The sequence below is a fragment of the Mesorhizobium sp. 113-1-2 genome, assembly GCF_016756475.1.
GTDB lineage: Bacteria > Pseudomonadota > Alphaproteobacteria > Rhizobiales > Rhizobiaceae > Mesorhizobium > Mesorhizobium loti_C.
Genome location: NZ_AP023242.1, coordinates 6,066,976 through 6,079,151, shown reverse-complemented (window position 1 = coordinate 6,079,151; position 12,176 = coordinate 6,066,976). Strand labels below are relative to the sequence as shown.

Genomic DNA, 12,176 nt, shown 5'->3' with positions numbered 1-12,176 from the left:
GCGGGCCGTCTCCCATCAATAGCCCTGCGGTTTCGGCCACGGCATGGTGAACTGGTCGCCGCGCCGCACGAATTTGTAACGGTAGAAATGGAACCACAGCGAGATCAGGAAATAGAAGATGGTCATCGCGATCAACTGTGAGCCGAAGCCGAGGAAGATGGCGAAGAAGGTCACCACGCACAGGCAGAACAGCACGATTGCCGGCAGCGGATGGAACGGGTGCGTGTAGCCGCGGCGGATGGTGCCGAGCGGCCATTTCTTGCGGAACATCATGATGTTGATGCTCATGAAGGTGTATTGCAGCACGCCCGACAGGATCGAGAAGGTGATCGCCTGGTTGAGGTCGGCGATGAAGGCGAAGGCGAGCGCAATCGGCAGCAGGAACAGGATCGAGCGGTAAGGCGTGCGGTACGTCGGGTGCACCGCCGAGAACCAGCTCGGCAGATAGCGGTCGCGGCCAAGCGAGAACCACGCGCGGGCAGCATCATTGATGCAGCCATTGGCCGAGGCCAGTGCCGCCAGCAGCGTCGCGATGAAGAGCAGGTTTTCGAGCAACGGGCTGCCGGTCAATTTGCCGGCGTCCCACAGCGGATAATAGGTGATGCCGAGATATTCCCACGGCATCAGCGAGGCACAGACATACCAGGTCATGGCGGCGGCGATCAAAAGCGTGATCATGCCGGCCATCGTGCCATAGGGGAGGGAACGCGCCGGCGAGCGCACTTCCTCGGCGGCCTGCGTGGTGCCCTCGATGCCGAGATAATACCAGATGCCAAACTGGAAGGCCGCGATGACGCCGATCCAGCCATAGGGCAGGGCATTGCCGGGGGTGACCAGTTCGTTGAGCTTCAGCACCGCGCCTTGAGTCCACGGGCTGACCGAGAAGAACAGGATGACGATCGAGATATAGGCGATCGCGGTGATGACGAAGTTGACGTTGAGCGTCATCAGCACGCCGCGATAGTTGAGCCAGGCCAGCACGACGATGGTGGCGGCGATGAAGGAATTGTGGGTGAGCCCTTCGACGCCGGCCTTGGCGACGATGGTGTCGCCGAGCAGGATGGCGTCGGACACTTCGAGCATCGTGTAGGCGAAGACCAGGAACAGCGCGACATTGAAGGCCATCAGCGGCCCGACAATGTGCTTGGCCTGGGCGTATTGTCCACCGGCGGCGGCGACCGTCGACGTCACCTCGGAATCGATCATGGCGACCGAGGTATAGAGCAGCCCGACGATCCAGCAGACGATCAGCGCGGCCAGCGCGCCGCCCTTGTCGGCGGAGAAATTCCAGCCGGTGAATTCGCCGACCAGAACGATGCCGACGCCGAGCGCCCAGACATGGGCGGGGCCGAGCACCCGCAGCAGCGAGACCCTGTCGCCGTGGATTGTCGTCGTTTGTGCCGTTTCAACCGCAGCCGTCATGTCAGTCCCCACTCAGATCCGGTGTTTTTCGGAAACGGCCTCAAGCTCGCCTTCGCGCGACGAGGTCAGAACGTCCTCGGAATAGGTCGTATCGACCTTGAACCAGTCGTAGAGCATCCACAAAGCGAGCATGACCGAGATGCCCCAGCATGCGTAAGAGAGTGAAATCCACATGATCGTGTTCCCCGTCGAAACTCTTACTTGTCGTCGAATTTTTCGTTGATGACGTCGCGGTATTCGCGGTCGGAGGCGCGAAACAGGAAGACGAAATAACCGATCAGCACCGCCGCCATGATGATCAGCGTCGGCCAGTCGATGACATAGTGAAAGCGGTTCTGGATGACGTCATGCGCGGTCTCGGGCGTGTAGCCGAGCTTCTCCCAGATCGCGGCCATGGTCGGGTTCTGGCCAAGCGCTTCCCAGGTCTTGGCGTCGAGCGCGTCGATGGATTTGGCGGCTCCGGCAAGTCCGAGCTTCAGTGGCAGCCACAGTGCCACGAAAATGGCGACCACGACGACGACGATATCGAAAACCTGGCCGGCCTTGCTCTGCTCCGGCGGCGTATAGCGCGACATCTCTTGTACCCTTCAGGAGTTGCGGTTGCGGGATGCGTCGGCGTTCTTGATATCGAGGCCGTAGATGAAGTCCTTGTCTTCCTTGTAGTGCTTGACCATCGCCAGGATCGCGGCCGTGTTGAAGATCAGCACGGCGGCGGCGGCAATCGCGACGACGGCCTTGATGCCGCTGTCGGGAATGTACGGCCATGTCATGAAGAGGACGAAGAGGATCGTCGCCCACAGGCAGATGATCAGCAACGCGGATCCGCGCAAGTCGGAGCGATACAGCGCCTCGATGCGCTGCTGCAGGTCTGACATCGGTTTTTCCCCTTTTTTCCGGCGTCCGGTTCCGAATCCACCGCGCGCCGCTCTCTTTCAAGAGAGTGAAATTTTTTTCATAAATTCAGACCGTTTCCGGCAATTGTCAAGACGAATTTACGCTGAGTTAACCGTTTGCTTGAGGCGGTCAATTTTGCCTGACAATGAAATTATTTGCTTTCAGGGGATTGCGGCTACCCCGCGTTTGCGATCAATATTCGGGCCAAAGCTCCGGCCTCGCGCCAAGGAGCAGGGAACAGTGGATTTTTGAACGGAGGACGAGCGGATGACGGCATCCTGGAGATTTTCGACCTTGGCGGACCGCCACCGCGCGCTGGGTTCGAAGCTCGAAGACTGGAGCGGCATGGGCACCGCCTGGACCTACGACAAGGACGCCGACGAAGAATACATCGCCATCCGCACCAAGGCCGGGCTGATGGATGTGTCGGGCCTGAAGAAGGTCCACATCACCGGGCCGCATGCCTCGCATCTCATCGATCTCGCCACCACGCGCGACGTGGAAAAGATTTATCCCGGCAAATCAGCCTATGCCTGCATGCTGAACGAGGCGGGGAAATTCACCGACGACTGCATCCTCTACCGTACCGGCCCGAACAGCTGGATGGTGGTGCATGGCTCGGGCACCGGCCATGAGGAGTTGCAGCGCGCGGCGATGGGCAGGGACGTCTCGCTGCGCTTCGACGACAATCTGCATGACCTGTCGCTGCAAGGGCCGACTTCAGTCGACTATCTCGCCAAGCATGTGCCGGGGATTCGCGACCTCAACTATTTCCATCACATGCAGACCCAGCTCTTCGGCTTCCCCGTCATGATCTCGCGCACCGGCTATACCGGCGAGCGCGGCTACGAGATCTTCTGCCGTGGCCAGGATGCCGGCACGATCTGGGACAGGATTCTCGACGAAGGCAAGGGCGCCGGCATCATCCCGTGCCGCTTCACCACGCTCGATATGCTGCGGGTCGAAAGCTACCTGCTGTTCTATCCCTACGATAATTCGCAAAAATATCCGTTCGACAATGAAGGCCCCGGCGACACGCTGTGGGAGCTCGGCCTCGACTTCACCGTCAGCCCCGGCAAGACCGGCTTCCGTGGCGCCGAAGAGCACTATCGGCTGAAGGGCAAGGAGCGCTTCAAGATTTTTGGCGTGCTGCTCGACGGCAAGGAGCCCGCCGACGAAGGCGCGCCGGTCTATCGCGACGGCAAGAAGGTCGGCGTGGTGACCTGCGCCATGTATTCGCCGCTGGTCAAGAAATCGATGGGCATCGCCCGCCTCGACCTCGACTGCGCGGTCAGGGACACCAAGCTCGAAATCCGCAACAAGAGCGGGGCGATCAAGGCGACAGCACAGCCATTGCCGTTCGACGATCCCAAGAAGACCAAGCGCACGGCGAAAGGTTGAGGCATAATCAACAGCGAGGGGTTCGAGGCACGAAGACTTAAATGGCAGCCAAAAGCATCATCAGTCGGCCGGTCTACGGAACGCTCTCTCCGCAGCCCGGCAAACACCATCTTTTCATCGCCGATGCCGAAGGTGCGCTCGCTATTTTAGGCATGGCCGGCAAGGCTCCGCCGGGTTTTTTTGACGGCGCCGAAATCGTCTTCATCCCAGGCCCCGACGGCAAGCATGTCGCCGCCCTCGAGGCGCTGAAGCCGGCGCAATTCCATCAGGCGCCGTCCTTCGCCAGCCTGCTGCCAAGGCTGAAGCAGACACTAAGCAACGCCCATATGGGCTTGCGCCTCTACCTCGCCGGCACCGAAGGCCTGATCGGCCAAGCCATGCAGGTGGCGCTCGAAGCCGGCATTGACCACACCTCGATGCAGACGGAGCATCGCGGCTCGCTGGCACGGCGCATGCAGTGCGTGCACTGCAAGGGCATTACCGAAAACGTCACGACACAGCCCGCGACCTGCTCGCATTGCGGCCTGCTGCTTCTGGTGCGCGATCACTATTCGCGGCGGCTGGCGGCTTTCCAGGGTGTCTGCATCAACGCCGAGGATCGCTCCGAGATTCCTCCGATCGAGGAGGCCTTCCCATGAGCACCGGCACCACAAAACTCGATGTCGTCGTTAGCGATGTCGTCCCGGTCAACGAACTGGTCACCCGCTTTCATTTCCGCCGGCGCGATGGGGAACTGTTGCCGACCTTCTCCGGCGGCGCCCATGTCGTGGTCGAGATGCGCGACGGCGACCGCACCCGCCTCAATCCCTATTCGCTGATGGGCTCGCCGCTCGACACGCGCGAATACACCATCTCGGTGCGCCGCGACGATGTTGGCCGCGGTGGCTCGCTGTTCATGCACCGGTCCGTCAAGCCGGGCCTGGAAATGGTCATCAGCTATCCCGTCAATCTGTTCTCGCTCGACCTGCGCGCCAAGAAACATTTGATGCTGGCCGGCGGCATCGGCATCACGCCGTTCATGGCGCAGACCGCGCAACTGGCGGGGGATGGCGGCAATTTCGAACTGCACTACACCTGCCGCACCGCTTCGCTGGGCACCTATGCCGACGTGCTGCGGGAGCGTTACGACAGGCGCATCAGGCTCTATCATGACGACCGCGACGAGCGCATCGATCTCGACCGGCTGCTGTCGACGCAGCCGCTCGGCACGCATCTCTATGTCTGCGGTCCGGCCGGCATGATCAACTGGGTGCGTGACCGCGCGGCCGCCTTGGGCTGGCCCTCGGAGGCCGTGCATTTCGAGCATTTCGCGGCACCCCAGCCCGGCCTGCCCTTCGATGTGACGCTGGCCGTCAGCGGCAAGACCATTCGCGTCGACGAGCAGCAGAGTCTGCTCGAAGCCATCGAGGCTGCCGGTGTCGATCCGCCCTATCTCTGCCGCGGCGGCGTCTGCGGCCAGTGCGAGACCAACGTCATCTCTTACGACGGCAAGTTCATCCACAACGACCACTGGCTGAGCGAAGAAGACCATCGCTCCGGCTGCAAGATCATGCCGTGCGTCTCGCGTTTTGAAGGCAAATCGCTGGTCTTGGAAAGATAGGAGGCGAGCTTGGGCATCACCTTTCGCAAGGAAACGTTCCGCGACGATTTCACCTTCAAGAACAGCCCGGAGCACATCAGGCGGTTCCCATTCCCGTTCCATGAAGACGCCTACATGTATGCGGTCAACATCGAGCCGCATGTCGTCGGCCCGAAAGGCAGCGTGCTGGATAATCTGATCGACGTCGACGAGCACTATGTCGCCGAGATGCAGGACCGTGCTTTGGTGCTGGCCGAGGATCCGCTGCGCTGCCAGTCGCTGCCGCATATGACGCTTGCCGGTTGGGACCTGCTCGAGCTTTTGATGGAGCAGCAGGCGCTGGGCTATCCCGAGCATTTCACGCTGGCGCGTGACGGCGACCGCTGGCGCTGGATCAATCGGCCGCTCGGCATCGATGACACCTTCACCTTCGGCGACACCTCGACGCTGCCTTACGGCCCCATGGAATACATCACCCGCCAGAGCCAGGGCGATTTCTGCATCCTCGACCAGCGCGACGGCAATCTGTGGATGGATGCCGGCATGGTCACCACCCAGGCCGACTGGTCGCTCGATTTCGATATCGGCATGAACTTTTTCGAGTGGCACGCGCCGGTGCCGTTGGCGCATGAGAAGGGGATTTTCACGCGGGCGCTGAAATTCCTCACCAACATCCAGCAAGGCAAGCCGGCGCGGCGCCTCAACTGGACAATGACCATCAATCCGCGCCTCGACACCAGCCCGGAAAATTACCACAAATGGGGACCGGACCGCACAACCGTGACGCCCGAGAATGTCGGTGACAAGGTGCATCTGCGCGTCGAATTGCAGAGCTTCTGGCGTCTGCCGCGCTCGAACGGCATCGTCTTCCCGATCCGCTGCTACCTCATCAAGATGGACGAGCTGGTCACCCAGCCGAAATGGGCAAGGCGTCTGCATCGCGTCATCCGCGACCTGCCGGAGGAACTCGCCACCTACAAGGGCCTGACCCGGTATAGGCCGACCTTGGTGGAGTGGCTGTCCAAGCTCGATGACGGCAGTGCGACGAGCCCCGGGTTTGGGCCGGATTAGAGCTGCCGCCGAAGCTGCCAATCCCCCCTCGTGGGGGAGATGCCCGGCAGGGCAGAGGGGGGCGCCAAGGAACGCAAACCATTGAGGTCGTCATCCTAGGGCGAAGCAAGGAGCGAAGCGACGCGGCGCAGACCCTAGGATCCATGCCGTGACGCTAAAGCGTTGCAACGGTTGAGAATTCTGCTCCGCTGCACCCTTCGGCAAGGGGCGCGGCATGGATCCTCGGGTCAAGCCCGAGGATGACGAAGCGCTGGCATGGCCGACCCAAACACCGCCATGTCGGCGGGACAGCGCCCCCCTCTGTCCTGCCGGACATCTCCCCCACGAGGGGGGAGATTGGCTAACCCGCGCTGTTCTGCGGATAGCAAATAATCGACAGATACCGCATCGGCAGTTTCGTCAGCTGCTCCGGTCCGTGCGGCGCGTCGGCGTCGAAGAACAGGCTGTCGCCAGGCTTCATCGGGTAGAGATTGCTGCCGTGCCGGTAAACGACTTCGCCCTCCAGCATGTAGAGGAACTCCATGCCCTCATGCTGGAAGGTCGGAAACACATCGGAGTCTTCGGTCAGCGTGATCAGATAGGGTTCGACGACGACGCCGCTGGTGTTCGAGCCGATATGGCCGAGCAGATTGTACTGGTGGCCGGCGCGCGTGCCGCGGCGCTCGACGTCGAGACCTTCGCCGGCCTTGACGAAGACAGCACTTCGCTCCTCCTCGAAGCGGCGGAAGAAGGCGGTGACGGGAACGCCGAGGGCCCGCGACAGCGCCTGCAGCGTGGTCAGCGATGGCGAGGTGATGCCGTTCTCGATCTTCGACAGCATGCCCAGCGAAATGTCGGTGGCGACGGCGAGATCGGCGACGGTGATGCCGAGCTTCTTGCGGAACGCCCGCACCTCGCGGCCGATCGCCACCTCCAGCACCTTCTCGCGTGTATCACGGATGGCGTGCGGGTTCTGCGTCAGCGGTGCGCGGATGGTCTTGCCGTCCGCCGAGACCTTTGGCTGGGGCTTCGGCTTGGCGCCGGCAAGCCCGGCCTTGGAACTGTCTTTCGCCATGTCGCCCCCGGACTTCGCGGATTTATTTCACTCAAGGTGAACATCAGAGGTGGCGATACAGCAGCGCGGCGGTGTCGGCAAGCGTCTTAAGTCCCACGCGCCGATCCCATCGTTTCTGCCAGCGAAGGTTTTTCGCCAGGATTCCGTCGCGCGCAAACGCCGTTCCCGCAGATGTCTGTTGACAGCACCGAAGGGCCAATTAGTGTCACTGTCAGTGAAATTTGTTTCGCTGGGGAAATCAAAAATGAGGAGGCCCTGCAAATGAAAACTCGTGTTGCCGTCATCGGCGCCGGACCGTCCGGCCTGGCACAGCTCAGGGCCTTCAAGTCGGCTGCCGACAAGGGCGCCGACATTCCCGAGATCGTCTGCTTCGAAAAGCAGTCGGACTGGGGCGGCCTGTGGAACTACACCTGGCGCACCGGCCTGGACGAGCATGGCGATCCCGTGCACGGCTCGATGTATCGCTACCTCTGGTCGAACGGACCGAAGGAATGCCTGGAATTCGCCGACTACACTTTCGAGGAGCATTTCGGCCGGCCGATCGGCTCCTATCCGCCGCGCGCCGTGCTGTGGGATTACATCAAGGGCCGCGTCGAAAAATCGGGCCTGCGCAAATGGGTACGCTTCAACAGCCCGGTGCGCATGGTGACCTTCTCGGACGAGACCAAGAAATTCACCGTCACCGCGCATGACCGCACCAACGACGTCACCTACTCAGAAGAGTTCGACAATGTCGTCGTCGCCTCAGGCCATTTCTCCGTCCCCAACGTTCCCTATTTCGAGGGTTTTTCGACCTTCAACGGCCGCATCCTGCACAGCCATGATTTCCGCGACGCGATGGAATTCAAGGGCAAGGACATCCTGATCATCGGCCGCTCCTATTCAGCCGAGGACATCGGCTCGCAGTGCTACAAATACGGCGCCAAATCGATCACCTCCAGCTACCGTTCGAAGCCGATGGGCTTCAAATGGCCGGAGAATTGGAAAGAGGTGCCGCTCTTGCAGAAAGTCGTCGGCAAGACCGCGCACTTCAAGGACGGCTCAACCAAGGACGTCGACGCCATCATCCTGTGCACCGGCTATCTCCATTCCTTCCCCTTCCTCACCGACGACCTCAAGCTCAAGACCGCCAACCGCATGTGGCCGCTCGACCTCTATGAAGGCGTCGTCTGGGAGAAAAACCCGAAACTGTCCTATATCGGCATGCAGGACCAGTTCTACACCTTCAACATGTTCGACGCGCAGGCCTGGTTCGCGCGCGACGTCATCATGGGCCGCATCAAGCTGCCCTCCGCCGAGGCGATGGCCGAGCACAGCGCCAAATGGCGCGCCCGCGAGGAGACGCTGGAAGACGCCGAACAGATGATCTGGTTCCAGGGCGATTACACCAAGGAATTGATGGACCAGACCGACTATCCCGGCTTCGACGTCGAGGCGGTCAACCAGACTTTCATGGAATGGGAACACCACAAGGCGGAAGACATTATGAGCTTTCGCGATCACGCTTACCGCTCGCTGATGACCGGCACCATGGCGCCGCTGCACCATACGCCCTGGCTGCAGGCGCTCGACGATTCCATGGAGAGCTATCTCGAGGTGAAGGGCGTCGCGGCGGAATAGCCGCGGCGCATTTTCCTGACTATCCCAGCCTTGCCCGCGCCTTCGCCGTCCAGGCGTTGAACAGCCGGTCGGCGACGATGCCGATGAAGGCTATTGCGAGGCCGGCGACAATGCCGCGGCCGGAATCGGCCTTGGACAGCGCGATGAACACCTCCTGGCCGAGATCGCGCGTGCCGACCATGGCGCAGATGATGATCATCGCCAGCGCCATCAGGATGGTCTGGTTGACGCCGAGCATGATTTCGGGAAGCGCCAGCGGCAATTGCACGCGAAAGAAGGCCTGGCGCGGCGTGCAGCCTGACACTTTGGCCGCCTCGATCAACGCCGGCGGCACCTGGCGGATGCCGTGATTGGTGTAGCGGATCGCCGGCACCACGGCGAAGGCGACGGTCGCGATCATGGCGGTGACGTCGCCGACGCGGAACAGCATCACCACCGGGATGATGAAGCAGAAGGACGGCAGAACCTGCAGCGTGTCGATGATGGGCGTGACGATCTTCTCGAAGCGGTCGCTGCGCGCCGCCATCAGCCCGATAGGGATGCCGATCAGGCAGGCGATGAAGGCCGAGATGCCGCAGAGATAGACCGTCGCCATGGTCTTTTCCCACAGCCCGGTGATGGCGCAGAAAGCGGTCAGCGCGGCGACCAGCGCCGCCAGGCGGAGGCCCGAAAGCTGATAGCCGGCAAGGCCGAGCAGGAACACCGCGCCCAGCCACGGAAAGCCTTCGCAGAAGGCGCGCACCGGGTTGAGCACATTGAGGATCAGCGCCACGCGAAAAGCCTCGATCGCGTCGAAGAAGTTGATCGTCACCCAGTTCACCGCCGCCTTCCACAGCGGCGCGGTGGTGAAGGTGACAGCCTTGGGCACCGCCGCGAAGGCCGGCACGAACAGGCCGAGCAGCGTGGTGACGGCAAGAATGGCGATGGCCAGCGTCAGATTGGGATAGCGCCGCCAGAAGCTCGGGGCGACCGCCTGATGGACATGGCCCTTCGCCCGCTTGTGCGCTATGGCCTGGCTCAGCCGGTCGAGCGCGATCGCCAGCGCCACAATGGCGAGACCGGCTTCCATGGCTTCGCCAACCTTCAGCGCGCGCAACGCCAGAAGCACGTCGTAACCGAGGCCGCCGGCGCCGATCATCGAGGCGATGATGACCATGTTGAGCGCCAGCATGATCACCTGGTTGACGCCGACCATCAGCGTCGGCCGCGCCGAGGGCAACAGCACCCGCCACAGTTTCTGCCGCGCCGTGCAGCCGGCCATGTCGCTGAATTCGCCGATCTCCAGCGGCACGCGCGACAGCCCGAGCATCGTCGCCCGCACCATAGGCGGGGTGGCGAAAATGGCGGTGGCGATCATCGCCGACACCGGGCTGTTGCCGAACAGAAGCAGCATCGGGATGAGATAGGCGAAGGTCGGGATGGTCTGCATCAGGTCGAGGGCAGGGGAGACGATAAGTCTCTCCGCCCACGGCTTGCGCCATGCCCAGATGCCGGCGAACAGCCCGGTGACGATGCAGAACGGCACGGCGATGGAGATCAGCGCCAGCGTCAGCATGGCGCTGGTCCACTGGCCGAACAAAGCGATGTAAAGGAAGCAGCCGCCGACCAGCAGGCTGAGTTTGCGACCGCCTACGGCATGGCCGGCGAGGAAGGCAGCAGCGCACACCCCAACCCAGGACAGGCGCGGCAGGACGACGGTGTCCGCGCCGTGGCCGATCTTGAAGTTCTTGGCGAGCAGATTGAGCGCGAAGTCGAGCGGCACGCCGAGCACCGCGGTGATCGAGCGCGTCAGCCACGACAGGTTCGACTTGATCCAGCGCATCAGCGCGCTGACCCAGTCGGCGACCGGCACGACCGCGTCGGCCGGATAGTTGACGGCCCAAGGGACGCTGTCCTGCAGCAGGAACACCACGAGCACGGCGGCAAGGGCGAGTACCCAGACAAGCAGCCAGCGCTGAAGCGGTGGCCTTGCTTCGCTGGCGCTTGCCGTCACCGTCATGCGCGGGCTCCGGAACGGTCGATGCCGGCCAGCAGGTCGATGACCGCTTGCGGCGTCACTTCGCCGATCGGCTTGCCGGTGCCGTTGACCACTGCGAACGGCTTGCCGGCGGAAACGATGCTGGCCGAGAAGCTGGCGATCTTGGCTTCCGGCGTCACCGTCCCGCCATGCTCGGCGCCATCGCAGGCACGCATCAGGCTTCGCGCCGAGATCACCTTGGCGCGATCGACGTCGCGGGTGAATTCGGCGACATAGTCGGTCGCCGGATTGACCACCAGTTCCTCCGGCGTGCCGATCTGGATGACTTCGCCGTCCTTCATGATGGCGATGCGGTCTGCGAGCCGGATCGCCTCGTCGAAATCATGAGTGATGAAGACGATGGTCTTGTGCAGCATGGTCTGCAGCCGCATCAACTCGTCCTGCATCTCGCGGCGGATGAGCGGATCGAGGGCGGAGAACGGCTCGTCGAGGAACCAGATTTCCGGCTTTGTCGCGAGACTTCGAGCAATGCCGACGCGCTGCTGCTGACCGCCGGAAAGCTCGCGCGGGTAGAAATGCTCACGGCTGCGCAGGCCGACCAGCTCGATCACCTCACGGGCGCGCGCCTCGCGTGTCGCCCGGTCCTGCCCCTGGATGCTTAAGGGAAAGGCGATGTTGTCGAGCACATTGAGATGCGGCAGCAGCGCGAAATTCTGGAATACCATGCCCATGCGATGGCGCCTGAGTTCGATCAGTGCCGCATCGGAAATCTTGAGCAGGTCCTTGCCTTCGAACTCGACCTTGCCGTGGCTCGGCTCGACCAGCCGCGACATGCAGCGTACCAGCGTCGATTTGCCGGAGCCCGACAGGCCCATGATGATGAAGATCTCGCCTTGGCGGATTTCGAGGTCGACGGCGCGTACGGCACCGACCAGCCCGGCAGCAGTGACATCGGCCATGCTGGCCTTGCCGTCGCGCTCGCGGATGAAATTGGCCGCGTTCGCCCCGAACAGCTTCCAGACATTGCGGCAGGCAAGTTTTACCGGGCGGTTATCCCCACCCGGTTGCGTTGATCCCTGTTCAGTCGTCATCCAGTCGTCCTTCTGGAACATCAAGACTTGAAACCCGGCCGATCAACGGCCGGGTCCCATTTTTCC

At 62.3% G+C, this 12,176-nt stretch carries 12 protein-coding genes; 5 read left to right on the top strand and 7 right to left on the bottom strand.

From position 1 onward, the window contains the following. Positions 1 to 15: 15 nt before the first annotated feature. From JN279_RS29685 to JN279_RS29670, 4 genes are read right to left on the bottom strand one after another with little or no spacing between them, the layout of a single operon-like run. Positions 16 to 1,422 carry an APC family permease gene (locus JN279_RS29685; protein WP_096455732.1) on the bottom strand — a complete coding sequence of 469 codons (1,407 nt, stop codon included), beginning with the start codon at positions 1,420 to 1,422 and terminating at the stop codon, positions 16 to 18. Between the two features lie 12 nt (positions 1,423 to 1,434). Further along, complete coding sequence (locus JN279_RS29680; protein ID WP_096455734.1) at positions 1,435 to 1,596, bottom strand: hypothetical protein; 162 nt, start codon at positions 1,594 to 1,596, stop codon at positions 1,435 to 1,437. A gap of 23 nt (positions 1,597 to 1,619) precedes the next feature. Continuing rightward, entirely contained in the window at positions 1,620 to 1,997 is a 378-nt protein-coding gene (locus tag JN279_RS29675; RefSeq protein WP_019856864.1) for a hypothetical protein, read from the bottom strand. A gap of 12 nt (positions 1,998 to 2,009) precedes the next feature. Next, complete coding sequence (locus JN279_RS29670) at positions 2,010 to 2,297, bottom strand: hypothetical protein (protein WP_183457243.1); 288 nt, start codon at positions 2,295 to 2,297, stop codon at positions 2,010 to 2,012. Positions 2,298 to 2,583: 286 nt separating this feature from the next. Here JN279_RS29670 and JN279_RS29665 point away from each other — a divergent pair, with 286 nt between their 5' ends. The 4 genes from JN279_RS29665 to JN279_RS29650 are packed head-to-tail and all read left to right on the top strand — an operon-like array spanning position 2,584 to position 6,367. Then, a complete protein-coding gene (locus tag JN279_RS29665) occupies positions 2,584 to 3,717 on the top strand; it encodes an aminomethyltransferase family protein (protein ID WP_202350942.1) in 1,134 nt (377 codons plus the stop codon). A gap of 41 nt (positions 3,718 to 3,758) precedes the next feature. Further along, positions 3,759 to 4,355: a dimethylamine monooxygenase subunit DmmA family protein gene (locus JN279_RS29660; protein WP_096455740.1), complete on the top strand. Its 597-nt coding sequence runs from the start codon at positions 3,759 to 3,761 to the stop codon at positions 4,353 to 4,355. Then, a complete protein-coding gene (locus JN279_RS29655; protein WP_202350941.1) occupies positions 4,352 to 5,317 on the top strand; it encodes a PDR/VanB family oxidoreductase in 966 nt (321 codons plus the stop codon). The genes JN279_RS29660 and JN279_RS29655 overlap by 4 nt, the downstream gene beginning before the upstream one ends. A gap of 9 nt (positions 5,318 to 5,326) precedes the next feature. Continuing rightward, positions 5,327 to 6,367, top strand: coding sequence for a heme-dependent oxidative N-demethylase family protein (locus tag JN279_RS29650; RefSeq protein WP_202350940.1), 1,041 nt, complete (start codon positions 5,327 to 5,329; stop codon positions 6,365 to 6,367). Positions 6,368 to 6,707: 340 nt separating this feature from the next. Here JN279_RS29650 and JN279_RS29645 read toward each other — a convergent pair whose 3' ends face one another. After that, positions 6,708 to 7,421 (bottom strand): helix-turn-helix domain-containing protein, encoded by a 714-nt coding sequence (locus JN279_RS29645; RefSeq protein WP_064983208.1) that lies wholly within the window; start codon positions 7,419 to 7,421, stop codon positions 6,708 to 6,710. A gap of 261 nt (positions 7,422 to 7,682) precedes the next feature. On the opposite strand from JN279_RS29645, the gene JN279_RS29640 reads away from it, so the two are divergent. Further along, entirely contained in the window at positions 7,683 to 9,041 is a 1,359-nt protein-coding gene (locus tag JN279_RS29640; protein ID WP_202350939.1) for an NAD(P)-binding domain-containing protein, read from the top strand. Between the two features lie 19 nt (positions 9,042 to 9,060). Here JN279_RS29640 and JN279_RS29635 read toward each other — a convergent pair whose 3' ends face one another. Then, the gene (locus JN279_RS29635; RefSeq protein ID WP_202350938.1) at positions 9,061 to 11,040 is read right to left on the bottom strand and encodes an ABC transporter permease; all 1,980 of its coding nucleotides are present in this window, start codon (positions 11,038 to 11,040) and stop codon (positions 9,061 to 9,063) included. Next, a complete protein-coding gene (locus JN279_RS29630) occupies positions 11,037 to 12,110 on the bottom strand; it encodes a quaternary amine ABC transporter ATP-binding protein (protein WP_202350937.1) in 1,074 nt (357 codons plus the stop codon). Before JN279_RS29630 ends, JN279_RS29635 begins: the two co-directional genes overlap by 4 nt. Positions 12,111 to 12,176: the final 66 nt, after the last annotated feature.

What these genes read in the sequence shown, in the direction of transcription:
- JN279_RS29685 (WP_096455732.1), bottom strand. Translation starts at nt 1,422, where the DNA reads ATGACGGCTGCGGTTGAAACGGCACAAACGACGACAATCCACGGCGAC.
- JN279_RS29680 (WP_096455734.1), bottom strand. Translation starts at nt 1,596, where the DNA reads ATGTGGATTTCACTCTCTTACGCATGCTGGGGCATCTCGGTCATGCTC.
- JN279_RS29675 (WP_019856864.1), bottom strand. Translation starts at nt 1,997, where the DNA reads ATGTCGCGCTATACGCCGCCGGAGCAGAGCAAGGCCGGCCAGGTTTTC.
- JN279_RS29670 (WP_183457243.1), bottom strand. Translation starts at nt 2,297, where the DNA reads ATGTCAGACCTGCAGCAGCGCATCGAGGCGCTGTATCGCTCCGACTTG.
- JN279_RS29665 (WP_202350942.1), top strand. Translation starts at nt 2,584, where the DNA reads ATGACGGCATCCTGGAGATTTTCGACCTTGGCGGACCGCCACCGCGCG.
- JN279_RS29660 (WP_096455740.1), top strand. Translation starts at nt 3,759, where the DNA reads ATGGCAGCCAAAAGCATCATCAGTCGGCCGGTCTACGGAACGCTCTCT.
- JN279_RS29655 (WP_202350941.1), top strand. Translation starts at nt 4,352, where the DNA reads ATGAGCACCGGCACCACAAAACTCGATGTCGTCGTTAGCGATGTCGTC.
- JN279_RS29645 (WP_064983208.1), bottom strand. Translation starts at nt 7,421, where the DNA reads ATGGCGAAAGACAGTTCCAAGGCCGGGCTTGCCGGCGCCAAGCCGAAG.
- JN279_RS29640 (WP_202350939.1), top strand. Translation starts at nt 7,683, where the DNA reads ATGAAAACTCGTGTTGCCGTCATCGGCGCCGGACCGTCCGGCCTGGCA.
- JN279_RS29635 (WP_202350938.1), bottom strand. Translation starts at nt 11,040, where the DNA reads ATGACGGTGACGGCAAGCGCCAGCGAAGCAAGGCCACCGCTTCAGCGC.
- JN279_RS29630 (WP_202350937.1), bottom strand. Translation starts at nt 12,110, where the DNA reads ATGACGACTGAACAGGGATCAACGCAACCGGGTGGGGATAACCGCCCG.